We start from the raw sequence: 23,743 nt of genomic DNA on the forward strand, positions 1-23,743 counted from the left end.
CCGGCAGGCCAGAGGGGGGTGCTGTCCCGCCAGCGTCGCCCAATTAGCGCCGCCGAACCTCTACGCCAAAAACACCCGCTCGAACGCCTGCTTCCCCGGCGGTGAAAACACCACCGCGCGGCTGTCCTTCTCCCGCCTTGCCCATTTCTCCGACAGGATCTTGTCCAGAATAGCCGCGCCCAGCGTTCCCGCGAGGTGCGAGCGGCGCACACTCCAGTCGAGACAGGCGCGGCAGACCGGCCGGCGCGGCTTGGCGCCGACATCGATGCCGATGGCCGAAAAATGCGAGGCTGCTGCTGGCCCCAGCCTGATCTCAATGTCGTCGCGCAACAGGATGCCGCGCGCGACGAGCCGGTCCAGCATCGCCACCGCCTGCTCGCCGGCGAGGTGGTCGTAGCAGACGCGGGCGACGCGCATGGCGCCGTCGCGCGGGCCGGGCCGCACGCGCTTGGGACCGACTGCTTCGGCCACCCCGGTGATGGCCTCGATCATGCCGGCCACCTGCGGCCCTGCGAGGCCGTAATAGCGATGCCGTCCCTGGCTGGCCAAAGTTAAAAGCCCGCCCTCCATCAGTTTCGACAGATGCGAGGACGCGGTCGGCAGCGACACGCCGGCCTCCAGCGCCAGTTCGCTCGCCGTGAAAGCCGTGCCTCCCATCAGCGCATTCAGCATGTTTGCCCGCGCCGGATCGCCGACCAGGCTGGCGATGCGGGCAATGTCGGGTCCTTCACGCATAGTTAGGCCTCCATCGAAGCATTCTCGTCAGATAAGCATTATTGTCGGGCGGGATCAAGGAGAACGCCGATGCCAACCGCTTCCGTCCCACTCGCCAGCCGCCGGCCGTTCCCGTTCGTCACCTGGCTGCAACGGCGGCTTCTCGCCCGCTGGTACGACCGCCATCTGCAGCGGCTAGACCTCGCGGAGGTCGACGACCATCTGCTGCGCGATCTCGGCCTGACCCGTGAGGATGTGCGCCGCGAATGCGCAAAATCCTTCTGGCAGGCCTGACCGCCAGCGCTTTTGCTTAGCAGACCCTGCGGCACAACGTTTCGACGCCGCTCGAACTATCGATGCGAAACCCAAGGAGATCACGATGACCATCACCTGCTTCATCCGCTATGAGATCGACCCGTTCGGCAAGCCGGCCTTCGAGCAATATGCCAAGGCCTGGGGCCAGGCGATCCCGCGCTGCGGCGCCGATCTGATCGGCTACTACGCCCCGCACGAGGGCTCGGCCACCACCGCCTACGCCGCCTACAACATCGACAGCCTCGCCGCCTACGAAGCATATCGCGCCCGTCTCGCCGCGGATCCGGCGGGCAAGGCCAATTACGAATTCGCCCGCCGCGAAAAGTTCATCTTGAAAGAGGACCGCATCTTCCTGAAGCTGGTGTCGGGGCCGCATGGACCGCGGCAGCTGTTCCAGACCGCGGTCAAGGAGAAAGCATGATCGCTGTCATCTTCGAGGTGCAACCGGCTGAGGGAAAGCGCGATGCCTATCTCGGTATCGCCGCGGAACTCAGGCCGCTGCTCGACGGCATAGACGGTTTCATCTCGATCGAGCGGTTTCAGAGCTTGGTCGACCCGAACCGCGTGCTGTCGCTGTCCTTCTGGCGCGACGAGGAAGCGGTCGAGGCGTGGCGCAACACGGAAGAGCATCGGCAGGCGCAGCATGCGGGCCGCGGCGGAATATTTGCCGGATATCGGTTGCGGATTGCGCATGTGGTGCGGGATTACGGGCTGACGGAGAGGGACGAGGCGCCAGAGGATAGCAGGGCGGTGAATGGGTGACTAGGTATCGGCGTCGCGCCAGGCCCCCTCATCCGGCCGCTTCGCGGCCACCTTCTCCCCGCTGGGGAGAAGAGACTGGCGCAGGCTTCGAAAATCTCCTCTCCCTTCGGGGAGAGGTCAGCCGAGCGAAGCGGAGGCTGGGTGAGGGGGCGCTTGGCGCTCACGCATTCCCGATCAGCACCCCGGCCGCAAACACCAGCGCCCCACCCAGCACCACCTGAAACGCCGCGCGCAGGAACGGGGTTTGCATGTAGCGGTTCTGCACGAAGGCGATCGCCCACAATTCGAAGAACACCACCACGGCCGCGACCGCCGTCGCCGTCCAGAAATGCGGGATGATGTAAGGCAGCGCGTGGCCGAGGCCTCCCAGCGTCGTCATGATGCCGACGGTGAGGCCGCGCTTGATCGGCGAGCCACGCCCCGACAGCTTGCCGTCGTCCGAAGCGACTTCGGTAAAGCCCATCGAGATGCCGGCGCCGATCGAGGCGGCGAGGCCGACCAGCAGCGTCTGCCAGGTGTCGTGCGTGGCAAACGCGGCGGCAAAGATCGGCGCCAGTGTCGACACCGAGCCATCCATCAGCCCGGCCAGTCCCGGCTGGACATAGGTCAGGATGAACTGGCGCTGCTCGGCGCTGGCTTCCTCGTCCTTGACCTCGCCCGGCACAAGTTTCTGCTCCAGCCGATGCGCCGAATTCTCATGGCTTTGCTCGGCCGCGGCCAGGTCGCCGAGCAGTTTCCGCGTCGAGGCATCGCCGGTGCGCTTGGCCGCCTCGACATAGAAGCGATAGGCCTGCCGCTCCATCTCTTCGGCTTGGCGCCGCACATGCTCGATGCCGAGCGGCCGCACCAGCCAGTCGGGCTTGCGCTCGTAATAGCCTTTCACGTGCTCGCGGCGCAGCAGCGGAATGCGCTCGCCGAAACGCTTGCGGTAAAGCTCGATCAGGGAATCGCGATGGCCGTCCTCCTCCTCCGCCATCGCCTCGAACACTTTCGCCGATTGCGGAAAACTGTCCGCCAGCCCGTCGGCATAGGCGCGGTAGATGCGCCCGTCATCCTCTTCGGATGAAATTGCCAGCGCCAGGATCTCCTGTTCCGACAGCGTTTCGAAAGGACGGCGGCCGAAACCGAAGACACGGGAAAGCATGAGAAATTCACCCCAGTTTAGAACAATTCTAAACTAGGCGCTGCAATCTCCGCGGTCAATCACCAGTCAAGAAATGTTGAAGCGCCGGATTGCAACGCGCCCTTCATTATCGGCAAATGTTCACCTATATGGGTCGCGACACGCAAAGCGAAAGGTATCCAAGAGATGACGGCAAAGCCGCACGACCACTTCGATCCGAAACCCGTCCTCGATCTTATCGCCAGCATCGAGGCCGATTTGCAGCGGCTGAAAGGCCTGGTCGAACAGCAGGTCGAAAAATTCGACCCCGCCAATCCGCACAACAAGGCGCCCGACGGCAAGCTGACCGAGGAGGGCGTCGAATGCTGCTACCGCCTGTTCGACGAAGGCAAGTCGCGCTATTCGGTCGCCCAGCAGATGAAGATCTCGTTTGCCGCCGCGACGCACCGGTTCAACTCCTGGCGCAAGGCGGGCGGGCCGAAGCGGCAGAGGGCATTGCTGGGATAATTGGCGAAAGCCAAGGCGAAACCCGATCTCCCCCCTCGTGGGGGAGATGGCCGGCAGGCCAGGGCTGTCCCGCCGACCTTTCCCTGCCTAAAGCCCAGCACCGGCACCGTTCAGGATGCGCGTCCAAGCCCAGCCGCAATCACAATATGCTGGCAGACATTGTCGACGTCGCGGATGACGTCGTCATTCCAGAACCGCAGGACGGTCCAGCCATCTTGTTCGAGGTGCGATGTCCGCGTTTCATCACCGGCAGCCGCGCCGGCGTCCGCATGCGGGGAGCCATCGACTTCGATGACCAGCTTCTTCTCCGGGCAAGCGAAATCGACGATGTAGGCGGCAATCGGAAATAGATCGGAAGAGCACACGTCTGNTTGGCAGGCGCTCTGTGGCGCCCCCCTCTGTCCTGCCGGACATCTCCCCCACTTGGAACCCACTTGGGGGGAGATTGGCTGTACTTCCTAAGGCGTCAGTTCAATTTCCTCCGTCTCGCCGCCATTGCAGGTGTAGCAGCAATCCTCGCATCTTTCCTTGTTGTTGGGGCCGACGCCCCAATAGGTGCCCTCGTCGCCGTCGACCCAGGCGCCGTAGCAGATGGACTCGCCCTCGTCGCACGACACCGGGATCTGCTTGGTCTCGCCATCGTCGAGATAGAAATCCTTGTCGTTGCCCGGCCAGACATAGTCGCGGTCCTGGCTGTAGAGCTCGAGGCGCATGGCGTTGGGATGGCTGTTCTTGACGGCGAAGGTGATGTCGGCGGCGTGCGCGGCCGGCGCAAACAGCGCGGCCAGCGAGAGCGCGACGACGACGCGGCGCAGACAAGTGAAAGACATGGTGTTCCCCCGAGGCAAATCGGCCCCCCGGCCGAGGGAATCAGCATCGCATGATGGCGGCGGAGATTGAAGGGCGGGGCGTGACTGATTTTGGGGGGATTGGGAGAGGTTGGTGGAGCTGCTGATCTCCCCCCTCGTGGGGGAGATGCCTGGCAAGGCAGAGGGGGNCCCCTCTGTCCTGCCGGACATCTCCCCCACGAGGGGGGAGATCAGCAGCTTCGGCGCCCCGCCCCTCACTCCACCAGATCGATCGTCTCCGTCGTCTTCTCCACGCAGATGAAACAGCACGTATCGCATGGCTGGTCATTATCCGGCCCGACCCCGGCGGAGACCGCATCATTGCCATTCACCCAGGCGCCATAGCAGATGTTTTCGCCCGAATTGCACGAGATCGGCACCGATTTCTGCGAGCTGGGCTCGATCAGAAACACCTGGTCGCCGCCCGGCCACGACATCTTGCGGTCCCGGCTGAACAGCTCCACCGCCACCGCCTGGCTGCGCAAGTTCTTGACGAAGAACGCCATATCGGCGGCGTGGGTTGGGGTGGCGAGGAGCAGGGCGGTAAGGGTGAGGCGGAGCATGATGGGGTATCCGAATCGGAGATGCGAGGGTCGCACGCCGCGAGGGCCGGGCCTAGAGCCACGGCTAGGCAAGTCCCCCTCACCCGGATTGCCAGCCGAATTGCGAAAGGCAATTCGGGGCAATCCGACCTCTCCCCGAGGGGAGAGGAGCTCGCTCGGCGCTGGTGCTCGCCTCTTCTCCCCAGCGGGGAGAAGGTGGCCGCGAAGCGGCCGGATGAGGGGGCGGCCTCGTGATACCCTACGCCCACTACTGCCCCACTTGACATGCGGCGCCAGCCGTCGGATCGCGTCAATCACCTCGGCGACTTCAGCAACGTCCAGATCCAGCCGGCAAACGCCAGTACCAGGAACGGACAGCCGGCGGCGGGCAGCGGCGCCGAAATCGGCAGCAACGGCGCGCCCACAGCACCATGGCCACCGTCACGACAAACAGGATGGCGCGCCGGTGAGCCGCATCCACAGGCAACGGTGCTCGACGCGCCGATCAGCACGACCGCCGCCGCCCACAGCGAGATGCCGCCGACATAGGAGGGAACGCTGGCCTCCAGCCCCGCCGCATTGCCGGCCAAAAGCAAGGTCTCGCCGGCGAGGAAGGTGAGGAACCCCGCAGCTACACAGTCATTGCCCAGCCGCTGGTATTTCATGGTCAGCAGCGCGGTTGCCACCACAAGCGCCACGCCGTCGATCGCCCAGAGCGTTTCGCGGAGCGGCGCGCTGGAGACGAATGTCCCGGCCAGGCCGAAGGCGCCGCCAATGGCGAGACCGATGGCTGCGACGGTGTCTGAAGTGGTGCGCATGCGACGTCTCCCCGAGCCGTGCCGAGATTACGCGAAGGCGGGCGTACGGTGAAGATACTGCGCTGCATCTCGTCATCCGATCCATTTAGCTTAACCCGGATATCGAGGGCTTGACACCTTAGCCGTAGAAGTAATCTAGTGACGCTGGGCGACTGAGTACTGGGGGGGGAATATGCTTCATCTGTCCGTTGATCGACGGATCGCGGAGTTGCATCGCGCGGGTATCCTCGATCAATCTATAATCGACGTATTGATACCTCACGGCCGGCCTCACGACTTCGAGTCGTTTCTCTACGACTACAAAACCTTTGTCGGTCAGGATAACGGATCGCATGCAGACGCGCGCATGGACTCGCTAATAAAAGACTTTGCTGCCTTTTATAACTCCATGGGTGGATACATAATTTCGTTATTTGATACGAACCACACAGATTCTTCAGTATATAATTTTCTATCGAACAACGATCAGCTGAACCAGCGGCTGTCAAGCTTCATAGGCAAGAATATAGGCGTTCGCATTTTTGTAACCGCTGGCGCTGTCGACAACGTTAAGCGTGACATCATCCTGACGTTCGTCCCAAAGCGGCCGATAAATGAAAAGCCACGACCGTTTATTAAGAACGGCTTCAACTATGGCGCGCCAGATAAGCCTAAGTTTGTATTCGCAAAAGGCGGTCTATATTGCCGCTATGAGCATGAGTGCAAGCCGGCCAATGAGGATATTGAGCTACTAAACTTTCTATATTCTGACAGAGATAACTCAAACGCCTTACAGGTCGGGGCAAAGACAGAAAATAACCTCCCGCCCAAAGATCCAAGTCTGATCCAATTTGTTGGCAGAAAGGGATATCTTGAGGCCTTGTGGAATTGGATCACCGAGGCTAGGCGCCCAATGAAGGTGCTGACTGCTGCTGGTGGCCTTGGAAAGACCACTGTCGCCTACGAGTTCGCGACCCAACTCCTGGACCGACCAGGGGCTGGGCTCGAAAAAATAGTATGGCTGTCTGGAAAGAAAATTACCTTCGCCCCACTGCTAGGCAAGCTCGTTCCGACGACCCGCTGTGACTTCGAGAACATCGATGATCTCCTTGACAACTTCTTGATCCAGGTTGGCTTTACGGAAGACGAAGTTCGTATAGCGTCTGATCGAGAAGAGAAGATCTCAAAGTGTATCGAAGCGTTTTCTACGATATCGATTCTTTTAATTATAGATGACGTCGATTCTCTTCCGAAAGAGGAACAGAACGACCTATATTCGGTTATTTCTCAGATAATAATTTCAGCAAACGTGCAGAACGATAATAGCCGTGTCCTTTTCACCTCGAGGCTGGAGTTGTTGACGGGTCGGGAACAGCGGATCGGAATGTCTGGATTTGAAGGTGGAGACTTCGTAGAATACCTTGAAGTGAACTTGGCTTATCTAATTGAGGACCCAGGGCAGGCGAAACAGATACGGCTCAATCGGGATAAACTTCTGGCAGCGTCTGCAGGCTCACCAATCTTCATAACTTCAATTATTCGCCTAGTCTCATTAGGGCATGAATTGGGTCGGGCGGTGAGTGATTGGCGAGGTAAGAATGGTGAGCAGATACGATCGTTTGCATTTGAGAAGGAAATTGACCAGCTTTCTGCCACACAGAAAGAAATACTATTCGCAATGCAATTGCTTTCTCGCGCGCGAACTGACGAAGTTAAGGAAATTTGTGAAATAACATCAGTGGAGCTTGAGCAGGATCTCGCCACTCTGAAGAACTATCATCTGTACGCGACGAAGGGTGACCCTGTAGCCGGAACTATTCTGGAGGTGCCGGAGCCTATCCGCCTTATGCACGACATCACCCAGAACAAACTTCCGGAAGCGCGAAGGAAGCATATTGAGAGAGCGTGCATATCTGCACGGAAGAATAATGAAGATCCGGCTAGGCGGATAGCGCTAATAGTTTCTCAAACAGTGCGCCATTGGAAGGCTCAAAATTATGAGGTAGCTGAATCATACCTTTCTAAAGAAATATCAAAGTATAATAAAACAGGTGACCTCTATTGCCTTAGAGGGCGGACGCGTATGTCTGTGCGGGGACGTAAACCAAGTGAAATAGAGAGGGACTTCGAATCTGCTGACAAATATGGCTGCAATGCCTTCGATTTGTTAAAGTATTGGTATATGCTTAAGATAAGAAACAAAGACTGGCGAGGATTATTTAATCTGCACGTCCGAAAGAAGGATACTGCGCAGTTCTTTCCAATTTTTAACTGCTGCCATGTCTTTGCCGCTGTAAAGATTGCTGATCGGACCTTGGAGACTGAGAGGGCCTCGAAAGGGAGCGGGGTGGACGACGCCATTAAGTACTACACTCAAGCCTTACAGTTGGCTGACGGCTATATAACGGACAGGCAGGCGATGGGCTATTTCCATAACTTGCGATGTCTTATGCACGAGGCAGCTACTGGGGCAGTCAACGCGATTCAGATGCAAGAGTCCTCCGATCGGAAGGATCTCGATGTTTTCCGGCTCGTGGTGAAGTGCCTGAAGTACCAGTTTGCGCCGTCGTACTTTTTACGCATCGGGCTTAAAGCCGCCGAGAGTTGGGCAAAGAAAGTTGGGGCGAAACACGAACGAAATTCAGTTAGCGACGAGCTTCTGCAAATCAAACGTTATTTGGCTGCTCAGCCCTACCAACGGACGCGTCTCATGGCGGAGTGTGACCGAGTCACCAAGATCGTAATGGGCTGAGCCACCTCAATCACCCATCTTAAGCGCCTGAATAAACGCCTCCTGCGGGATATCCACTTTCCCGAACTGGCGCATCCGCTTCTTGCCCTCTTTCTGCTTGTCGAGCAGCTTGCGTTTGCGCGAGACGTCGCCGCCATAGCACTTCGCAGTCACGTCCTTGCGCAGCGCCGAGATGGTTTCGCGGGCGATGACCTTGCCGCCGATCGCGGCCTGGATCGGGATCTTGAACAGATGGTTCGGGATCAGCTCCTTCAGCTTCTCGCACATCTGGCGGCCGCGCTTTTCCGCCGCGGTGCGGTGAACCAGCATGGACAGCGCGTCGACCGGCTCTTCATTGACCAGGATCGACATCTTCACCAGATCGCCTTCCTTATAGTCGGTCAGGTGATAGTCGAACGAGGCGTAGCCCTTGGAGATCGATTTTAGGCGATCATAGAAGTCGAAGACGACTTCGTTGAGCGGTAGATCGTAGATCAGCATGGCGCGCTTGCCGACATAGGACAGGTCGGCCTGGATGCCGCGCCGGTCCTGGCAGAGCTTCAAAATGCCGCCGAGATAGTCGTCGGGGGTCAGGATGGTGGCGCGAATCCACGGCTCCTCGATCGCTGAGATTTTCACCACGTCGGGCATGTCGGCCGGGTTGTGCAGCTCCTTCGTCGAGCCGTCGGTAAGCAGCAGCCGGTAGACGACGCTCGGCGCCGTGGCGATCAGGTCGAGGTTGAACTCGCGCTCCAACCGCTCCTGGATGATTTCGAGATGCAAAAGGCCGAGGAAGCCGCAGCGATAGCCGAAGCCGAGCGCGGCACTGGTCTCCATTTCGTAGGAGAAGCTGGCGTCGTTGAGGCGCAATTTGCCGACGGCGGCGCGCAGATCCTCGAAATCGGCGGCGTCGACCGGGAACAGGCCGCAAAACACCACCGGCTGCGCCGGCTTGAAGCCGGGCAAAGCATGCGCGGTCTGGCGCTTGTCCTCGGTGATGGTGTCGCCGACGCGGGTGTCGGCCACTTCCTTGATCGAGCCGGTGAAGAAGCCGAACTCGCCGGGGCCGAGCTCGTCGACATTGATGCGGGCGGGCGTGAACACGCCGGTGCGCTCGACCAGATGCTTTGCGCCGGTGCCCATCATGCGGATGGTCGCGCCCTTCTTCAGCACGCCGTCGATGATGCGCACCAGCACGATGACGCCGAGATAGGCGTCGTACCAGCTGTCGACCAGCATGGCTTTCAGGGGTGCTGACGCATCGCCTTCGCGCGGCGGCGGCAATTGGTGGACGATGGCCTCCAGCACATCGGGAATGCCGAGGCCGGTCTTGGCCGAGATCAGCACGGCGTTGGAGGCGTCGATGCCGATGACTTCCTCGACCTGCTCGCGGATGCGCTCGGGCTCGGCGGCCGGCAGGNCGAGGCCGGTCTTGGCCGAGATCAGCACGGCGTTGGAGGCGTCGATGCCGATGACTTCCTCGACCTGCTCGCGGATGCGCTCGGGCTCGGCGGCCGGCAGGTCGACCTTGTTCAGCACCACGACGATCTCGTGATTGTTGTCGATGGCCTGGTAGACATTGGCGAGCGTCTGCGCCTCGACGCCTTGGGAGGCGTCGACGACCAGCAGCGAGCCCTCGCAGGCGGCGAGCGAGCGCGACACTTCATAGGCGAAGTCGACATGGCCGGGCGTGTCGATGAGGTTGAGGATATAGTCCTCGCCATTGTTGGCGCGGTAGTTCAGCCGCACCGTCTGCGCCTTGATGGTGATGCCGCGCTCGCGCTCGATGTCCATCGAGTCCAGCACCTGCTCCTTCATGTCGCGCAGCTCCAGCCCGCCGGTGGACTGGATCAGCCGGTCGGCAAGCGTGGATTTGCCATGGTCGATATGGGCGACGATGGAGAAATTGCGGATGTGGTCGAGAGGCGTGCTCATGGCGCGCGCTTTAGCAGGGGCGGGTTGCAGGGGCAAGCGGGGTGGCGGTGCCCTTGCCTTCTCCCCTTGTGGGAGAAGGTGGATCGGCGCGCAGCGCCGAGACGGATGAGAGGTGTTCCAGCTTGACGCCGGCGTTCTTTCACCGCCATGGCTGCAAACTGACATCCCTTACATAAGCGATTATCGTGGTGCAGACGCTGTCCATGTCTTTCAGGACATCGTCGTTCCAAAAGCGCAACACACGAAAGCCTCTCGCCTCCAGTTCCGTTCTACGGGCCTGGTCTGACTCTGAGTCCGCATGCTGACTCCCATCGATCTCGATGATGAGGAGTGATTCAAGACAAGCGAAATCGGCGACGTATTTTCCAACAGGAACTTGGCGCCGAAATTTGATCCGATCGAGCCTGCGGTCACGTAGTTCGTGCCACAGTTTGTCTTCCGCCTCCGTCATTTCACGTCGGAGCGAACGGGCAAAGTTTCGTTTGGCAGGAGCGACGGGCTGATGTGGCATGACGTTAGATTAACCAACGTCTCACTCCGCTGGAACACCCCTCATCCGTCTCGGCGCTTCGCGCCGATCCACCTTCTCCCACAAGGGGAGAAGGCAACGACGCGTCCGCCCCCAATCACGAAGCGGTGAACCATGTAACGAAGCCTCGGGCAGCGGCGAANGGGAGAAGGCAACGACGCGTCCGCCCCCAATCACGAAGCGGTGAACCATGTAACGAAGCCTCGGGCAGCGGCGAAGTGTGGGATGAACCCGCCGCAACGGAGACCCCCGATGACTGGACTTAACCCAAAACGCAGCGCGATGCTGGCTGCCGCAGGCGCGGCGCTGATGATGCTTGGCGGCACCGCCTTTGCCCAGCCGCTCACCGTGGTCGAATTGTTCACCAGCCAGGGCTGTTCGTCTTGCCCGCCGGCCAACGCGAATCTGATCAAGGTCAAGGACCAGCCGGGCGTTCTGGCGCTGTCGTTCAACGTCACCTACTGGGACTATCTCGGCTGGAAGGACATTTTCGGCCGCGAGGAATTCACCCAGCGCCAGGTGCGCTATGAGCCGTCGCTCGGCCGCTCCGGCCCGTTCACGCCGCAGGTGGTGGTCAATGGCGGTGCCGATGCGGTGGGCGCGGCATCAGGCGAGATCGAGCAGCTGATTTCCGCAAGTGGCCGCACGAACGGGCCGACGCTGTCGCTCGACGGCGGCAAGATCAGCATCGGCGCCGGTTCCGCGCCGGCCGGCAGCGCCGATGTCTGGCTGGTCCGCTACAACAAGGGCGTCCTCGAAGTGCCGGTGGCGCGCGGCGAGAACACCGGCCGCACGCTGCCGCATGCCAATGTCGTGCACTCGCTGGAGAAACTCGGCAGCTGGAGCGGCGACGCCACCACGCTGCCGCTGCCAGCGGCGAACGGCGGGCTGAGCACCGCGGTGTTGGTGCAGGCGCAGGGCGGTGGGCCGATCCTGGCTGCAGCAGCCGACTGATTCTTTTTCTACCCAACGCCGCTAGCGCGGCATAACCGGGCTCGCATCCGCGCGCCCTCTTCAAGGAGGAAATACCATCATGAACAAGACCCTGACCGCGCTCGCCTTTGCGCTTTCGATGACCACCTTCGCCGCCGGCGCCCGTGCCGACGAAGCGGCCAACGCCATGAAGCCGGCGATGGCCACCGAGGCGATGAAGCCCGCGACCGATGCCATGGCGCCGGCGACCGGTGCCATGAAGCCCGCCGACCCAATGGCGACGAATGCGATGAAACCCGCCACCGACGCCATGAAGCCGGCCGATGCCATGAAACCCGCAACGGATGCGATGAAGCCGGCGGACGCCATGGCGCCCGCGCAATAAGGCTTGGTCCCATGGCCCGGCCGCACAATGGCCGGGCCGGCGCACGGCAATTTGAGAAACCAGGCGGGACGTTCTGTCGTATAGTCTTCGCCACCATCAAGGAGATCAGACATGACCGGGATTGCAAGGACGAGAACGCCGATCTTCAAGAGCGCGCTTGCCGCGCTCATCGTCGCCGCCGCGGCGGCTGCCTTCTGGCAGAGCCCGGCGCGTTCGGCCGAGGACGCGGTGGTGATCCCGCCGCCGGCAGCGGACGAGAAGGCCGCCAGCGGCAGCGAGAAGGCTATCTTCGCCGGCGGCTGCTTCTGGGGCGTGCAGGGCGTGTTCCAGCACGTCAAGGGCGTGACCAAGGCCGTCTCCGGCTACACCGGCGGCGCCAAGGATGACGCCGTCTACGAAACGGTCGGCAGCGGCCGCACCGGCCACGCCGAATCGGTCGAGATCACCTACGATCCGTCCAAGGTGACCTACGGCCAGCTGCTGCAGGTCTATTTCTCGGTCGCCCACAACCCGACGCAGCTGAACTATCAAGGGCCGGACTCGGGCACCCAGTACCGCTCGACCATCTTTGCCGAGAATGGCGAGCAGCAGAAGATCGCCCAGAGCTACATCGCCCAGCTCGACCAGGCCAAGGTGTTTTCAAAACCCATCGTCACCACGCTGGAGACGGGCAAAACCTTCTATCCGGCCGAGGAATATCACCAGGACTTTCTGACGCTGAACCCGACCTACCCCTACATCGTCTACAACGACCTGCCCAAGGTGGCGAATTTGAAGGCGCTGTTCCCGGGGTTGTATAGCGAGAAGCCGGTGCTCGTGCTGGCGGGGAAGAGCTGAGCACCTAATCTCCCCCCTCGAGGGGGAGATGTCGCCGGAGGCGACAGAGGGGGTCGGTCCGACCGGACGCGACCTCCTGCGGCAGAAGAAGGTTAGCGCTCCACGCGCGGCGACCCCCTCTGGCCTGCCGGCCATCTCCCCCTCAAGGGGGGAGATCAGCTCCCCTTCAATCATACGTCAGATCCGTCGCCTTGCCCCCAAACACCCGATACGCATAGAACGAATAGAAGATGATCACCGGCAGCACGACCACCGTGCCGGCGAGGATGATGGCCAGGCTTTCCGTCGCCGACGCCGCCTGCCAGATGGTCAGCCTCTCGGGCACCACGAAGGGGTAGAACGACCAGGCAAGCCCGGCAAAGCCGAGCGCGAAGATGGCGGCGAGCGTCAGGAACGGCCGCAGCGCATGGCGGTCGTCGGGCTTGGGCAGGTGGAAGGTCTGCCGCCACAGCCACAGGAACAGCAGCGCCGACAGGATCGGCAGCGGCGACAGAAAGAGCATTTCGGGCCAGACGAACCATTTGGCGAAGATGCGCGGGCTGGCGAATGGGGTCGCCAGCGACACCGCCGCCATGCCGAGCGCGGTCAGCACCAGGGCTGTCCGCAGCCAGGCCACCGCCTTCCTCTGCAATTCGCCCTCGGTCTTGTAGATGACCCAGGCAGCGCCCATCGCTGCATAGGCCGCCGACAGGCAGAGCGCCACCAGCGCCCCGAAAGCGATGCCGCCAAAGCCGACATCGAGGCCAAGCACATAGACGCCGAGCATATAGCCTTGCGCCAGCGAGGCGATGACGGAACCGAGGAAGAAAATGCGGTTCCAGCGATGCTTCTTGCCGGCGGGCACCTTGGCGCGGAAATCGAAGGCGACGCCGCGCAGGATGAGGCCGACCAAAAGCACGAAGACCGGAATGTAGAGCGCGGTGAGGATGACGCCATGCGCCAGCGGGAAGGCGACCAGGAGCAGGCCGACGGCCAGCACCAGCCAGGTCTCGTTGGCATCCCAGAACGGGCCTATTGCCGCGATCATGGTGTCCTGCTCGGCATCTTCGGCGACCGAGAACAGGATGCCGATGCCGAGATCGAAACCGTCGAGAATGACGTAGATCAGGATGGCGAGGCCCATCAGGCCGGCGAAGATCAGGGGCAGCGCGGTTGGCCAGTCGAAGCTCATCGGTCTGTCATCCCTCTCATCAACGGTTCTGCCCTTCGCTATGGCTCCGGGCGTTCGTCATTCGGAAAGCCAAATCGTTGGCTTTTCGTCCGCTACGCGGACCATTCCTCACTCCGCTGCGGCCGGTTGCGACATCGCCGTCTTCATGACGCCCGGCAGCGGCGAGGTATCGCCGTCCTTGGCGGCCTTCAGCGCCAGGTGCACCAGCACGCCAAGATAGGCGATCAGCAGCAGCACATAGAGGATGAGATAGATGGCGAGCGTCAGCGCGACATGGCTGCCGGCGACCGGGCCGATAGCGTCGGCGGTTTTCAGCACGCCGGTGACCAGCCAGGGCTGGCGGCCGATTTCGGTGGTGTACCAGCCGGCCAGCGTCGCCAGCCAGCCCGACAGCGCCATCGGCACCATCAGCATGGCCAGCGGCCTCGGCAGGCTGTGGCGGCGCTTGAGGAAGAAGGTCGCCGACCACGAGACGATGAGCATCAAAATGCCGGTGCCGACCATGATGCGGAAGCCCCAGAACACCGGGAAGACCGGCGGATGCAGGCCGGGATAGTCGTTGAGCCCCGGCACGATGCCGCTGGTGGAGTGACGCAGCACCAGGCTGGCGCCGTCGGGAATGGCGATCTCGAATTTGTTTTCCTTCGCCGCCTCGTCGGGCAGCGCAAACAGCACCAGCGGCACGTTGGGGCCGGTGTTCCAGTTGGCCTCCATGGCCGCGATCTTCTGCGGCTGGTGCTCCAGCGTATTCAGCCCGTGCTGGTCGCCGGCGAAGATCTGGATCGGGATCAGGATGGCGGCGGTGAAGACGCCGGTGCGCAGCGCCTTCCACATCGATTCCGACCGGTCGCCGGTGAGGTAGCGCAGCGCCGACAGGCCGGCGATCAGGAACGACACCGTCAGGCCGGAGGCAAGCAGCATATGCGTCAGACGGTAGGGCATGGACGGGTTGAAGACGATCGCCCACCAGTCGACGGGATGCGCCTTGCCATCGATCATCTCGAAGCCGGCCGGCGTCTGCATCCAGGAGTTCAGCGCAATGATCCAGAAGGCCGACAGCGTGGTGCCGCCGGCGACCAATACCGTCGCCAGCGTGTGGACGCGGTTGGAGACGCGGCGGAACCCGAACAGCATGATGCCCAGGAAGGCCGCTTCGAGGAAGAAGGCGGTGAGGATCTCGTAGGCAAGCAGCGGCCCGGCGATGTTGCCGACCTTTTCCATATAGCCCGGCCAGTTGGTGCCGAACTGGAAGCTCATGGTGACGCCGGAGACCACGCCCATGGCGAAGGACAGTGCGAACACTTTCACCCAGGTGAAATAGGCGCGCATCCAGGCGGAATCATTGGTGGTGTTGTAGCGGAGCTTGAAGAACAGCAGCACCCAGCCAAGCGCAATCGTGATGGTCGGAAACAGGATGTGGAACGAGATATTCGCCCCGAACTGCATTCGCGACAGGATGAGCGGGTCCATGCGGGCTCCGGCTGCTGTTTGTTGGCGCAGAATAGGCGGCGGATGCGGTCCGGTCAAAGCGGCTTGGCGTCACGCGGGGCGCGTTGTCGCAGCAGATGGGATCAATCCGTCAGTGCCCCGATACCCCCATGACGAAACGGCAAGAGGGGAACGTTTGTCCACAATTGTCAGCAGCGGCATTGACTTCCCGCCGTGCGCACCGACATTCAGCGCAATAATAATCCCCGCCTCTTTCAAACAGTCGTTTTCGGCCTCATGTCTTCCACTAATTTGCCTTCCATCATTTTGATTTCCGGGGTCACCAAGACCTACGCCACCGGCTTCAAGGCGCTGAAGGAAATCAACCTCGACATCGAACGCGGCGAGATTTTCGCGCTGCTGGGGCCGAACGGCGCCGGCAAGACGACGCTCATCTCGATCGTCTGCGGCATCGTCAACCGTTCGTCGGGAACGGTGACCGTCGACGGCCATGATATCAACCGAGACTACCGCGCGGCGCGCAGCCTGATCGGGCTGGTGCCGCAGGAGCTGACCATCGATGCGTTCGAGAGCGTCTGGGCAACCGTCACCTACAGCCGCGGCCTGTTTGGCAAGGCGCCCAATCCGGGCTTCGTCGAAAAGGTGCTGCGCGACCTGTCGTTGTGGGACAAGAAGGACGCCAAGGCGATCACGCTGTCGGGCGGCATGAAGCGGCGGCTGATGATTGCAAAGGCGCTGTCGCATGAGCCGCGCATCCTGTTCCTCGACGAACCGACGGCCGGCGTCGACGTCGAACTGCGCCAGGACATGTGGGCGATGGTGCGACGGTTGCGCGACGATGGCGTCACCATCATCCTCACCACGCACTATATCGAAGAGGCCGAGGCGATGGCCGACCGTGTCGGCGTCATCAACCGCGGCGAGATCATCCTGGTCGAGGGCAAGGCCGAACTGATGCGCAAGCTCGGCCGCAAGCGCCTGATCGTGGAATTGCGCAACCCGCTCCCCGCCATTCCCGATGCATTCTCGCACTACGCGTTGGAGCTGTCGGGCGATGGCACACAGCTGACCTACACCTATGACAATCAGAGCGAACGCCCCGGCGTCGCATCGCTGCTGCGCGAACTCGAGACGGCCGGCATCCAGTTCCGCGACATGGATACGCAAAACAGCTCGCTCGAGGAGATCTTCGTCAATCTGTTGAGGCAAGAGCCATGAATTGGCGAGCAGTATGGGCGATCTACCGGGTCGAGATGGCGCGTGCGTTCCGCACCGTGCTGCAGAGCATCGTCTCGCCGGTGATCTCGACATCGCTTTATTTCGTCGTCTTCGGCTCGGCCATCGGCTCGCGCATCACCGAGATCGACGGCATCAGCTACGGCGCCTTCATCGTGCCCGGCCTGATCATGCTGTCGCTGTTGACGCAGTCGATCTCCAACGCTTCCTTTGCCATCTATTTCCCGAAATTCGTCGGCTCCATCTACGAGCTCTTGTCGGCGCCGGTGTCGTATCTGGAGATCGTCATCGCCTATGTCGGCGGCGCCGCGACCAAGTCGATCATCCTCGGCTTGATCATCCTGGCGACGGCCTCGCTGTTCGTGCCGCTCACCATCCAGCATCCGTTCTGGATGCTGGCCTTCCTTGTCTTGACGGCGGTGACCTTCAGCCTGTTCGGCTTCATCATCGGCATATGGGCGAAAAGCTTCGAGCAATTGCAGCTGGTGCCGCTGTTGATCATCACGCCGCTGACCTTCCTCGGCGGCAGCTTCTATTCGATCAACATGCTGCCCGAGACCTGGCGCACGGTGACGCTGTTCAACCCGGTCGTCTACCTGATCAGCGGTTTCCGCTGGAGCTTTTACGGCAAGTCCGATGTCTCGGTCGCCGTCAGCCTGGGCATGACGATGGTGTTCCTCGCCATCTGCATCGCCATCGTCGCCTGGATCTTCCGCACCGGCTACCGGCTGCGCAACTGACCCTGCCGCTCTAAAGCGCGTCGCGTTTTCTTGCTAGATCGCCTTGATGAGGCGCAGCAACCCCAGCATCTCGATCAGCCTGCCTTGGCGGAAGGCGATGTAGGTGGGTTCCTCGACGCCGTGGAAGCGGCGCTTGAACGCCGCCTGGCCCTTGAGGTTGAACTTGCTGCGGTTGACCCAGGGCGACTCATAGGCCCGCTCGAAGGCGTTGCGCCAGAAGCTCGATTCGGCAAAGCCGTTGGCTCCGACGTCGAGCATCGGCGACAGGCCGAGCGTGACGACAGAAATGCCCTCATTGCGAAACCGGTCGACGGCGAATTTGGTCAGCCCGATTTCGGCATGCGGCGAGGCATCGATGTGCTTGCGCTTGAACGAGGTGGTGTAGCCGATCACCTTGCCGCCACTGAACATCGGATCGAAATCGAGCAGGGCGACGAGCTCGCCTTCCGGGCTGTAGAGCACGAAACGGCGCATATCGATGCCGAGATGATCGGCAAAGGGCCTGTTGAGGAACGCCATCTCCCAGCGCTTGACGATGCGGTCTGCCCGCCAGTTCTGCGACAGGCGCTGGACCTCGTCGAGATAGACCGCTCCTTCGCCAAAGGAAAACCCCTTCTTCAAGAGCCAGCGTTCGGAATAGCGCACGGTTTCGTTGCGCTTGCCGGAAAAATCGTGAGCCGGCAGTTCCAGCCGCGTGTCGACGCCGAGACGGTTGACCTGGTAGCCGAGCCCGGACAGCACGCGCGCCGTCGGTTCGCCGATCTGCACGAACCACGGGCTGTCGGCGGCTTCGACAAAGCGCCTGATATAGTCGGACCGATCGGCCGGATGGGCCACCGGGTCACCTAGCGCGAAATGGTGCTTCATCTTGGTGCCGAAGGCGATGTAGCCGTCGGCGTCGCCGAAATAGGACAGTTTTTGCTGCACGGCGGTCGAATAGGCCAGCGAGAAGTCGCCGTGCTGGCGGACAAGCGCCAGCCGCTCGACATGCGAAAAATCCTGGCGCGGCACCTTGGCTGCGGCGCCCTCCAGCAGTCTGTCGAGAAAGATGCGCAAGGAGGGCATGGTCGAGCTTCCGCGTGCCGATGATAAACAGAGGCTTGCCCCCAAGGCCTCGAATCAGTCGCATTGACGCGACCTCATTATCGATCATATCGCCCCTGTGCCATATGGGACGTGCCATATTGGACGGGTCCCCATGGCGCACCTGAAAGGAAATCTCGACCGAATGGCGGCTACGACAAGCGAAACGATGCCTATCGTCCCGGGGCCGAAAGGACTCGACTATACGGTTATCGTCATCGGCGCCGGAGCGGCGGGGCTGGCGGCCGCCGACGCGCTTGGCCGGCGCGGCGTGCGGGTCGTCGTGCTTGAAAAGGAGCCGCGGATCGCCGAACCGTGGCGAGGGCGGCACGAGAAGCTGACCCTCAACACGCATCGCGCGCTGTCGGCCCTGCCCGGCCTTGCCTATCCGCCACGCACCGCCGCCTTTCCGAACAAGGATGCCATCGTCGGTTATCTCGAGGATTTTGCCCGCGCGCGCGGCGTAAGGGTCGAATTCGGCACCGCCGCCGAGCGGATCGGACGCAGAGGCAATGGCTGGCTCGTCCATACGGGCCGGGAAACGCTGAGCGCCCGCAATGTCATCGTCGCCACCGGCCGCGACCGCTTGCCATGGACGCCGGACTGGCAAGGCAAGGCGACTTTCACCGGCAAACTTGTCCACGCCGCCGATTTCGGCACAGCGCAGGACTATGTGGGCAAAAGCGTGCTGGTGGTCGGGGCCGGAAATTCCGGCTTCGACGTGCTCAACCACCTCGCCCGTGCCGACACAAAGGCCATCTGCTTGTCAGCCAGGCAGGGTCCGTCGCTGATGCCGAAACGGATCGGCAAGGTCGCCGTGGCGCGCTTCGGCGGTTTCATGGCGATGCTGCCGACGTGGATTGCCGATGCCGCGATTGCCGCGACGCAGCGGCTGGTGTTCGGCGACCTCACCCGCTTCGGCCTGCCGCCGGCGCCGAAGGGCGGCGCCAGCCGGCTCGGCGTCGAGCAGATCGCTATTGCCATTGACGACGGCGCCGTCGCAGCGCTGAAGGCCGGACGGATTTCGGTGGTGGCGCCGGTGGCGGCTTTCGAAGGCGCCGGCGTGCGGCTGAACGACGGCACGGTGCTCGAGCCGGATGTAGTGATCGCGGCAACCGGCTATCGCACCGGCCTGGAGGCCATGCTGGGCGATCTCGGCGTGCTCGACGCCAAGGGCGTGCCGAAGGCCAATGGCGGCACCCCGAGCGGCCAGCCCGGCCTGTGGTTCATCGGCATGCGGCCAAGTCTGACCAGCTATTTTCACAGCGCCGGCCTGCAGGCCGAAGCGATTGCCCGTCAGATCGCCAAGGGGTTGTAGACGAGCGCTTCTGGACGGAGAAACACCGCGCACTTCGGGCTGCTGCTATGGCGCGGACTAGTGGTTCAACGCATCTGCAAGACGGATCGAATATCCTGGCGATTGGCTGAAACGCCGATCCCGTCGTCATCCACGGGCGAAGCAAGGAGCGTAGCGACGGCGCAGACCCGAGGATCCATGCCGTGACTTCTGAACTACGCTGCGTTGCAGGTTCTGCTCCGCTGCTTCCACGGCCAAGGCATGATCCCTGGGTCTCCGCGACGGAGCTTCGCTCCTGCTTCGCCCAAGGACGACGAAGTTGAGATGCTTGCGGCCAACCTCCAAAGCAGGCGCTTGAACTCGTTCATTGCATCATTATATAACATGTTATACTTATCCAGGAGACGGACCACCCATGGAAGACATCATTCGATCCCTTGGCTATCTCACCCTCGGCAGCAGGCTGAAGCGCATCGGCGAGCAGTTGCAGGCCGATACGCAGCGCATGCTCAATGGGCTGGAGGTGCCGGTGCAGTCCAGCCAGTATCCTCTGCTGGCCGCGCTCGACCGGCTTGGGCCGCTGCCTGTCGGCGAACTGGCGCAGTCAATGGGGATCACCCAGCCGGGGGTGACGCGCAGCGTGGCGCTGCTGGCCGAGTTGGGGCTGGTCGAGGCCGCGCCATCGAACGACGACCAGCGCCGCAGGATGATCTCGCTGACCGCGAACGGCCAGCGCCTGGTCGATGTGGCGAAGCGGGACGTTTGGCCGCGCATCGAGAACGCCGTTGCCGACTTGTGCAAAGACCTTGCAGGGCCGCTTCTCGAACAACTCTCGGCAATAGAGGACGGCCTGGCGGCGGCCCCACTCGACCGTCGTGTGAAACAGGATGTCGCGCCATGAGCCATGTCCTCGATCGTCCGGTCTGGAGCGCGCTCGACACGCGGCATCGGATCTTTGCGTATGGCGACAGGCTCGCCAGGCGCTATCCCTCCTCGATCGTCCCCTTCGCGGCTTCCGGGGCAGACGACGCTGAGAGCCTGCAGGCGCTCGCAAGCCTCATTCCTGCAGGTGAGAGCGTGTTCATGCTCCAGGCGGACCCCATTGCCCTGCCGCCGGAACTGACCGCGACCGTGACCGCCTTCGGCGTTCAGATGGTTGCCGAGGCGCCATTGCCTTCCGTGTCGGACGAGCGTGTGCAGCAGCTGACGCAGGACGACGCGGCCGAGATGCTTGCTTTGGCGTCACTGACCAAGCCCGGCCCGTTCACCCTCAAGGCGCTGAGCCTCGGCGAGTTCTGGGGCGTGAAGATCGACGGCCGGCTGGCGGCGATGGCCGGCGAGCGCATGAAGCAGCCCGGCTACAGCGAACTCAGCGGCGTCTGCTCGCATCCCGAATTTCGCGGCAGCGGCCTCGGCCGGCTGCTGTCGGTGTTCGTGGCCAACCGAATTTTTGCGCGCGGCGAAGTTCCCTACCTGCATGCCTATGCCAGCAATGCCGGCGCGGTCCGGTTGTACGAGTCCATCGGCTTCAGGCTGAGGGCAGAGATGAATGTGGCCGTCGTGCAGCGCGCCGGCTAAAGCGTTTCACCGTTTCACGGAAACGGCGAACCGCTCCTAGGCCTTTATTTTTACGCAATTCCGGACGGAAAACCGCTTCACACTTTTCCTGGAATTGCTCCAGGCCGCCTTGCGGTCCTCAGGCTGATTTCGGCTCCAACCGGCGGAAACCCACGGTTTCCATAAGCATATCTTCCTCGACCATGCCGGCATTGTGCAGCGCAAGCAGGTTCAGCGCGATCTCCCGCGCCTCCGCCGAATCGGGATGCACGTCGCGCCTGCGGCAGGCTTCGTCGAACACGCGTTGCAGCCTGGCGATGTCGTCGGGTTTCAGCAGGCCACGGTCATAGACGGACTTTGGCATGGCACTCTCCTCCAGAAGACGTAGGACGCCATGTTTAAAAGTCCATTCTTTTCCAATGCTTGAGCGCAGCTGCCTGGGTTTGCACGAATCCGACCGAGCGTGGCAGTCAGACCGCGATCGCGCTGCCATTCATTCAGCACCTCGGCCGTGGCCTGTTCCGCCGCAGTCTGCTTGACGTGCCGCCACGCTTGCGAAACAAGAGCTGCCACAAAGGACAGCGAGGCACAAAAGTGAGTTTCTGGGGACTGGCGCAGCTCGTCATTTCGACGGTGATCTTCCTGCTGGCGGCCATCGCGGCCAAGCAATGGGGGCTGGCGCCAAGCCTTGGCAAGATCGTGCTGACACTGGCGCTCTATACGGCGGGCAATCTGATGATGCTGCGGCTGGTTCGTGAGTTCGGCATGTCGGTGTCGTTCAGCCTGTCGGCGGTGATCCAGCTGGTGGCGGTCAATGTGGTGGCGCTGGTGTTCTTCGGCGAACGCGTCAATGCCTTGCAGGCGACCGGCATCGTGCTGGCCATCGCGGCGGTGGTGCTGATCTCGCTCGGGCCTTACCTGCAGGGGCGACTGTAATCCGATGAAGACCCCGCGTGCGTTCACCAACTGGCTTGAATTTCCGGTGCTGCTGGCCGGGCTGGTGATAGCCGCCGGGCTGTGGGGCTTCGAGGAACTGATGGAGGTGGCGCGGGCCACCACGCCGCACGCTTTCGATACTGAGATCCTGCTTGCTTTCCGAAAAGTGGGTCAGCCGGATGTTCCCGTCGGCCCGGCATGGCTGGAAGGCGCGATGCGCGACATCACCAGCCTCGGCAGCTCCAGCGTGCTGGTGCTGATCGTAACGGCGGTGATCGTCTACCTCCTGCTGATCCGTAGGCCGAGGACGGCGCTGCTGATCTTTGTCGCGGTGGCTGGCGGGCAGCTGCTGTCGACCTTGCTCAAGGCCGGCATCGACCGGCCGCGCCCCGATCTTGTCTCGCACCTGGCCAACGAGACGTCGCTGTCGTTTCCCAGCGGCCACGCCATGCTGTCGGCGGTGACCTATCTCACGCTGGGCTCGCTGGCAGCGCGCTTCCTGCCGGGACGAACGACGAAAATCTATGTCCTCAGCCTGGCGGTGCTGGTAACGCTGCTGGTCGGCGTCAGCCGCGTCTATCTCGGCGTCCACTGGCCTTCCGACGTGCTGGCGGGATGGTGCGCCGGCTTCACCTGGGCGACGCTGTGCTGGCTGGCGGCGCGAATGCTGCAGCGGAACAAGGCGGTGGCCGGTGGCAACGAGCCCGAAGACTGACGATCCGGAGCGACATTCAAATCAGCCGGTTGATCAGCCCGTGTCCGCAGCCTGCCAGCAGAAAAACCGCCGACAGCAAGGCTGCCGACGTCGTCAAGGTCCTGAAAATCTTCAACTGATATTTCCCCGCCAATAAGAGCCAAGGCGGTTAACGTAGCATGCTCATCCCGTATCCCGGCATCCGGCTTTGTGAGGAGATCATGTTTCATGTATGCTTTATGATGGTTGAAACATCACTATGATTGTATTACACGTCGTCTCCGCAGACTCAGACGGGGGTTCCGACCGATGATCACTGCCGCCCAGATGCGCGCCGCGAGGGCGCTGGCCGGCATCGATCAGAAGACACTCGCCGAGCGTGCCGGCGTTTCGCTTCCGACAATCCAGCGCATGGAAGCGAGTGACGGCGTGGTCAGGGGTGTGGTCGATACGCTGATGAAGGTTATCCAGGCTCTCGACGAGGCCGGGGTGGAGCTCATCGGCGAGAACCAGACCAGCGAGCGCGGCGGCCGGGGCGTGCGCCTCAAGCCGGTCGCGCCGCCGAACCCGCAAGGCTGAGCCGGCATATAGTCGCGACGGCGACCGCCGACAGTCCTGCCGA

At 62.1% G+C, this 23,743-nt stretch carries 27 protein-coding genes and 1 pseudogene; 16 read left to right on the plus strand and 12 right to left on the minus strand.

The window, feature by feature from the left end:
• Positions 1–60: 60 nt before the first annotated feature.
• Positions 61–735, minus strand: a complete 675-nt coding sequence (locus tag X757_RS146820) for a helix-turn-helix transcriptional regulator (RefSeq protein WP_023726756.1) — start codon at positions 733–735, stop codon at positions 61–63.
• Between the two features lie 69 nt (positions 736–804).
• Between X757_RS146820 and X757_RS146815 the strand changes: the two genes are divergently transcribed.
• The 3 genes from X757_RS146815 (at position 805) to X757_RS146805 (ending at position 1,791) form a co-directional block, all read left to right on the plus strand.
• Complete coding sequence (locus X757_RS146815) at positions 805–1,008, plus strand: DUF1127 domain-containing protein (RefSeq protein ID WP_023726757.1); 204 nt, start codon at positions 805–807, stop codon at positions 1,006–1,008.
• 85 nt (positions 1,009–1,093) lie between these two features.
• On the plus strand, positions 1,094–1,450 hold the full coding sequence (locus tag X757_RS146810) for an NIPSNAP family protein (protein ID WP_023726758.1): 357 nt from the start codon (positions 1,094–1,096) through the stop codon (positions 1,448–1,450).
• Positions 1,447–1,791, plus strand: coding sequence for an antibiotic biosynthesis monooxygenase (locus X757_RS146805; protein WP_023726759.1), 345 nt, complete (start codon positions 1,447–1,449; stop codon positions 1,789–1,791). Before X757_RS146810 ends, X757_RS146805 begins: the two co-directional genes overlap by 4 nt.
• A gap of 160 nt (positions 1,792–1,951) precedes the next feature.
• Here the strand turns inward: X757_RS146805 and mbfA are convergent, their stop codons facing one another.
• Positions 1,952–2,935: an iron exporter MbfA gene (mbfA, locus tag X757_RS146800; protein WP_023681248.1), complete on the minus strand. Its 984-nt coding sequence runs from the start codon at positions 2,933–2,935 to the stop codon at positions 1,952–1,954.
• Between the two features lie 165 nt (positions 2,936–3,100).
• On the opposite strand from mbfA, the gene X757_RS146795 reads away from it, so the two are divergent.
• Entirely contained in the window at positions 3,101–3,421 is a 321-nt protein-coding gene (locus X757_RS146795; protein WP_023681249.1) for a hypothetical protein, read from the plus strand.
• Positions 3,422–3,531: 110 nt separating this feature from the next.
• Here the strand turns inward: X757_RS146795 and X757_RS1000000166725 are convergent.
• The 4 genes and pseudogenes from X757_RS1000000166725 to X757_RS01000000164955 form a co-directional block, all read right to left on the minus strand.
• Positions 3,532–3,765, minus strand: a pseudogene (locus X757_RS1000000166725) (endonuclease domain-containing protein); the annotation flags it as partial.
• Between the two features lie 114 nt (positions 3,766–3,879).
• Positions 3,880–4,251, minus strand: a complete 372-nt coding sequence (locus X757_RS146790; protein ID WP_023681251.1) for a hypothetical protein — start codon at positions 4,249–4,251, stop codon at positions 3,880–3,882.
• A gap of 233 nt (positions 4,252–4,484) precedes the next feature.
• The gene (locus X757_RS146785; RefSeq protein WP_023726761.1) at positions 4,485–4,832 is read right to left on the minus strand and encodes a hypothetical protein; all 348 of its coding nucleotides are present in this window, start codon (positions 4,830–4,832) and stop codon (positions 4,485–4,487) included.
• A 293-nt stretch (positions 4,833–5,125) separates the two neighbouring features.
• Positions 5,126–5,629 (minus strand): hypothetical protein, encoded by a 504-nt coding sequence (locus X757_RS01000000164955; RefSeq protein WP_245261306.1) that lies wholly within the window; start codon positions 5,627–5,629, stop codon positions 5,126–5,128.
• 172 nt (positions 5,630–5,801) lie between these two features.
• On the opposite strand from X757_RS01000000164955, the gene X757_RS146780 reads away from it, so the two are divergent.
• Positions 5,802–8,360 (plus strand): ATP-binding protein, encoded by a 2,559-nt coding sequence (locus X757_RS146780; protein ID WP_023726762.1) that lies wholly within the window; start codon positions 5,802–5,804, stop codon positions 8,358–8,360.
• Positions 8,361–8,366: 6 nt separating this feature from the next.
• On the opposite strand, the gene lepA is transcribed toward X757_RS146780, so the two are convergent.
• Both lepA and X757_RS146775 read right to left on the minus strand, forming a co-directional pair.
• Entirely contained in the window at positions 8,367–10,274 is a 1,908-nt protein-coding gene (gene lepA / locus X757_RS0134240; protein WP_023726763.1) for a translation elongation factor 4, read from the minus strand.
• Positions 10,275–10,413: 139 nt separating this feature from the next.
• Positions 10,414–10,785 (minus strand): endonuclease domain-containing protein, encoded by a 372-nt coding sequence (locus tag X757_RS146775; RefSeq protein ID WP_023681256.1) that lies wholly within the window; start codon positions 10,783–10,785, stop codon positions 10,414–10,416.
• A 270-nt stretch (positions 10,786–11,055) separates the two neighbouring features.
• Here X757_RS146775 and X757_RS146770 point away from each other — a divergent pair, with 270 nt between their 5' ends.
• The 3 genes from X757_RS146770 (at position 11,056) to msrA (ending at position 12,958) form a co-directional block, all read left to right on the plus strand.
• Positions 11,056–11,757 (plus strand): thioredoxin family protein, encoded by a 702-nt coding sequence (locus X757_RS146770; RefSeq protein ID WP_023726764.1) that lies wholly within the window; start codon positions 11,056–11,058, stop codon positions 11,755–11,757.
• Positions 11,758–11,836: 79 nt separating this feature from the next.
• On the plus strand, positions 11,837–12,121 hold the full coding sequence (locus X757_RS146765; protein ID WP_023703868.1) for a hypothetical protein: 285 nt from the start codon (positions 11,837–11,839) through the stop codon (positions 12,119–12,121).
• Between the two features lie 111 nt (positions 12,122–12,232).
• Positions 12,233–12,958 (plus strand): peptide-methionine (S)-S-oxide reductase MsrA, encoded by a 726-nt coding sequence (gene msrA, locus X757_RS146760; protein ID WP_023726765.1) that lies wholly within the window; start codon positions 12,233–12,235, stop codon positions 12,956–12,958.
• A 166-nt stretch (positions 12,959–13,124) separates the two neighbouring features.
• On the opposite strand, the gene X757_RS146755 is transcribed toward msrA, so the two are convergent.
• Both X757_RS146755 and X757_RS146750 read right to left on the minus strand, forming a co-directional pair.
• A complete protein-coding gene (locus X757_RS146755; RefSeq protein ID WP_023687526.1) occupies positions 13,125–14,129 on the minus strand; it encodes a cytochrome d ubiquinol oxidase subunit II in 1,005 nt (334 codons plus the stop codon).
• 108 nt (positions 14,130–14,237) lie between these two features.
• Complete coding sequence (locus tag X757_RS146750) at positions 14,238–15,599, minus strand: cytochrome ubiquinol oxidase subunit I (RefSeq protein WP_023687525.1); 1,362 nt, start codon at positions 15,597–15,599, stop codon at positions 14,238–14,240.
• Positions 15,600–15,869: 270 nt separating this feature from the next.
• On the opposite strand from X757_RS146750, the gene X757_RS146745 reads away from it, so the two are divergent.
• Both X757_RS146745 and X757_RS146740 read left to right on the plus strand, forming a co-directional pair.
• The gene (locus tag X757_RS146745; RefSeq protein ID WP_023726766.1) at positions 15,870–16,796 is read left to right on the plus strand and encodes an ABC transporter ATP-binding protein; all 927 of its coding nucleotides are present in this window, start codon (positions 15,870–15,872) and stop codon (positions 16,794–16,796) included.
• The gene (locus X757_RS146740; protein WP_023681263.1) at positions 16,793–17,554 is read left to right on the plus strand and encodes an ABC transporter permease; all 762 of its coding nucleotides are present in this window, start codon (positions 16,793–16,795) and stop codon (positions 17,552–17,554) included. The genes X757_RS146745 and X757_RS146740 overlap by 4 nt, the downstream gene beginning before the upstream one ends.
• Positions 17,555–17,587: 33 nt before the next feature.
• On the opposite strand, the gene X757_RS146735 is transcribed toward X757_RS146740, so the two are convergent.
• On the minus strand, positions 17,588–18,619 hold the full coding sequence (locus X757_RS146735; protein WP_023687523.1) for a phosphatidylglycerol lysyltransferase domain-containing protein: 1,032 nt from the start codon (positions 18,617–18,619) through the stop codon (positions 17,588–17,590).
• Between the two features lie 187 nt (positions 18,620–18,806).
• Here X757_RS146735 and X757_RS146730 point away from each other — a divergent pair, with 187 nt between their 5' ends.
• The 3 genes from X757_RS146730 to X757_RS146720 all read left to right on the plus strand — a co-directional run bounded on the left by X757_RS146730 (position 18,807) and on the right by X757_RS146720 (position 21,512).
• Positions 18,807–19,955 (plus strand): NAD(P)/FAD-dependent oxidoreductase, encoded by a 1,149-nt coding sequence (locus tag X757_RS146730; RefSeq protein WP_156933273.1) that lies wholly within the window; start codon positions 18,807–18,809, stop codon positions 19,953–19,955.
• Positions 19,956–20,349: 394 nt separating this feature from the next.
• A complete protein-coding gene (locus X757_RS146725; RefSeq protein WP_023726767.1) occupies positions 20,350–20,835 on the plus strand; it encodes a MarR family winged helix-turn-helix transcriptional regulator in 486 nt (161 codons plus the stop codon).
• A complete protein-coding gene (locus tag X757_RS146720; RefSeq protein ID WP_023726768.1) occupies positions 20,832–21,512 on the plus strand; it encodes a GNAT family N-acetyltransferase in 681 nt (226 codons plus the stop codon). The genes X757_RS146725 and X757_RS146720 overlap by 4 nt, the downstream gene beginning before the upstream one ends.
• Positions 21,513–21,630: 118 nt before the next feature.
• Here X757_RS146720 and X757_RS146715 read toward each other — a convergent pair whose 3' ends face one another.
• The gene (locus X757_RS146715) at positions 21,631–21,855 is read right to left on the minus strand and encodes a hypothetical protein (protein WP_023673272.1); all 225 of its coding nucleotides are present in this window, start codon (positions 21,853–21,855) and stop codon (positions 21,631–21,633) included.
• A gap of 230 nt (positions 21,856–22,085) precedes the next feature.
• Here X757_RS146715 and X757_RS146710 point away from each other — a divergent pair, with 230 nt between their 5' ends.
• From X757_RS146710 to X757_RS146700, 3 genes are all read left to right on the plus strand, one after another.
• Positions 22,086–22,427: a hypothetical protein gene (locus X757_RS146710; RefSeq protein ID WP_023681268.1), complete on the plus strand. Its 342-nt coding sequence runs from the start codon at positions 22,086–22,088 to the stop codon at positions 22,425–22,427.
• A 4-nt stretch (positions 22,428–22,431) separates the two neighbouring features.
• Positions 22,432–23,142 (plus strand): phosphatase PAP2 family protein, encoded by a 711-nt coding sequence (locus X757_RS146705; RefSeq protein WP_023710371.1) that lies wholly within the window; start codon positions 22,432–22,434, stop codon positions 23,140–23,142.
• Between the two features lie 288 nt (positions 23,143–23,430).
• A complete protein-coding gene (locus X757_RS146700; RefSeq protein ID WP_023673276.1) occupies positions 23,431–23,700 on the plus strand; it encodes a helix-turn-helix domain-containing protein in 270 nt (89 codons plus the stop codon).
• The last annotated feature ends 43 nt before the right edge of the window (positions 23,701–23,743 follow it).

The organism is Mesorhizobium sp. LSHC412B00 (assembly GCF_000503035.1).
Classification (GTDB): Bacteria; Pseudomonadota; Alphaproteobacteria; order Rhizobiales; family Rhizobiaceae; genus Mesorhizobium.

Bases quoted from the DNA above. Each gene is read 5' to 3' on its own strand.
- X757_RS146705 (WP_023710371.1), top strand. From the start codon at position 22,432: ATGAAGACCCCGCGTGCGTTCACCAACTGGCTTGAATTTCCGGTGCTG.
- X757_RS146805 (WP_023726759.1), top strand. From the start codon at position 1,447: ATGATCGCTGTCATCTTCGAGGTGCAACCGGCTGAGGGAAAGCGCGAT.
- X757_RS146720 (WP_023726768.1), top strand. From the start codon at position 20,832: ATGAGCCATGTCCTCGATCGTCCGGTCTGGAGCGCGCTCGACACGCGG.
- X757_RS146750 (WP_023687525.1), bottom strand. From the start codon at position 15,599: ATGGACCCGCTCATCCTGTCGCGAATGCAGTTCGGGGCGAATATCTCG.
- X757_RS146725 (WP_023726767.1), top strand. From the start codon at position 20,350: ATGGAAGACATCATTCGATCCCTTGGCTATCTCACCCTCGGCAGCAGG.
- X757_RS146700 (WP_023673276.1), top strand. From the start codon at position 23,431: ATGATCACTGCCGCCCAGATGCGCGCCGCGAGGGCGCTGGCCGGCATC.
- msrA (WP_023726765.1), top strand. From the start codon at position 12,233: ATGACCGGGATTGCAAGGACGAGAACGCCGATCTTCAAGAGCGCGCTT.
- X757_RS146815 (WP_023726757.1), top strand. From the start codon at position 805: ATGCCAACCGCTTCCGTCCCACTCGCCAGCCGCCGGCCGTTCCCGTTC.
- X757_RS146780 (WP_023726762.1), top strand. From the start codon at position 5,802: ATGCTTCATCTGTCCGTTGATCGACGGATCGCGGAGTTGCATCGCGCG.
- X757_RS146715 (WP_023673272.1), bottom strand. From the start codon at position 21,855: ATGCCAAAGTCCGTCTATGACCGTGGCCTGCTGAAACCCGACGACATC.
- X757_RS01000000164955 (WP_245261306.1), bottom strand. From the start codon at position 5,629: ATGCGCACCACTTCAGACACCGTCGCAGCCATCGGTCTCGCCATTGGC.
- X757_RS146790 (WP_023681251.1), bottom strand. From the start codon at position 4,251: ATGTCTTTCACTTGTCTGCGCCGCGTCGTCGTCGCGCTCTCGCTGGCC.
- X757_RS146810 (WP_023726758.1), top strand. From the start codon at position 1,094: ATGACCATCACCTGCTTCATCCGCTATGAGATCGACCCGTTCGGCAAG.
- X757_RS146755 (WP_023687526.1), bottom strand. From the start codon at position 14,129: ATGAGCTTCGACTGGCCAACCGCGCTGCCCCTGATCTTCGCCGGCCTG.
- mbfA (WP_023681248.1), bottom strand. From the start codon at position 2,935: ATGCTTTCCCGTGTCTTCGGTTTCGGCCGCCGTCCTTTCGAAACGCTG.
- X757_RS146735 (WP_023687523.1), bottom strand. From the start codon at position 18,619: ATGCCCTCCTTGCGCATCTTTCTCGACAGACTGCTGGAGGGCGCCGCA.
- X757_RS146740 (WP_023681263.1), top strand. From the start codon at position 16,793: ATGAATTGGCGAGCAGTATGGGCGATCTACCGGGTCGAGATGGCGCGT.
- X757_RS146795 (WP_023681249.1), top strand. From the start codon at position 3,101: ATGACGGCAAAGCCGCACGACCACTTCGATCCGAAACCCGTCCTCGAT.
- X757_RS146765 (WP_023703868.1), top strand. From the start codon at position 11,837: ATGAACAAGACCCTGACCGCGCTCGCCTTTGCGCTTTCGATGACCACC.
- X757_RS146820 (WP_023726756.1), bottom strand. From the start codon at position 735: ATGCGTGAAGGACCCGACATTGCCCGCATCGCCAGCCTGGTCGGCGAT.
- X757_RS146775 (WP_023681256.1), bottom strand. From the start codon at position 10,785: ATGCCACATCAGCCCGTCGCTCCTGCCAAACGAAACTTTGCCCGTTCG.
- X757_RS146730 (WP_156933273.1), top strand. From the start codon at position 18,807: ATGCCTATCGTCCCGGGGCCGAAAGGACTCGACTATACGGTTATCGTC.
- X757_RS146770 (WP_023726764.1), top strand. From the start codon at position 11,056: ATGACTGGACTTAACCCAAAACGCAGCGCGATGCTGGCTGCCGCAGGC.
- X757_RS146785 (WP_023726761.1), bottom strand. From the start codon at position 4,832: ATGCTCCGCCTCACCCTTACCGCCCTGCTCCTCGCCACCCCAACCCAC.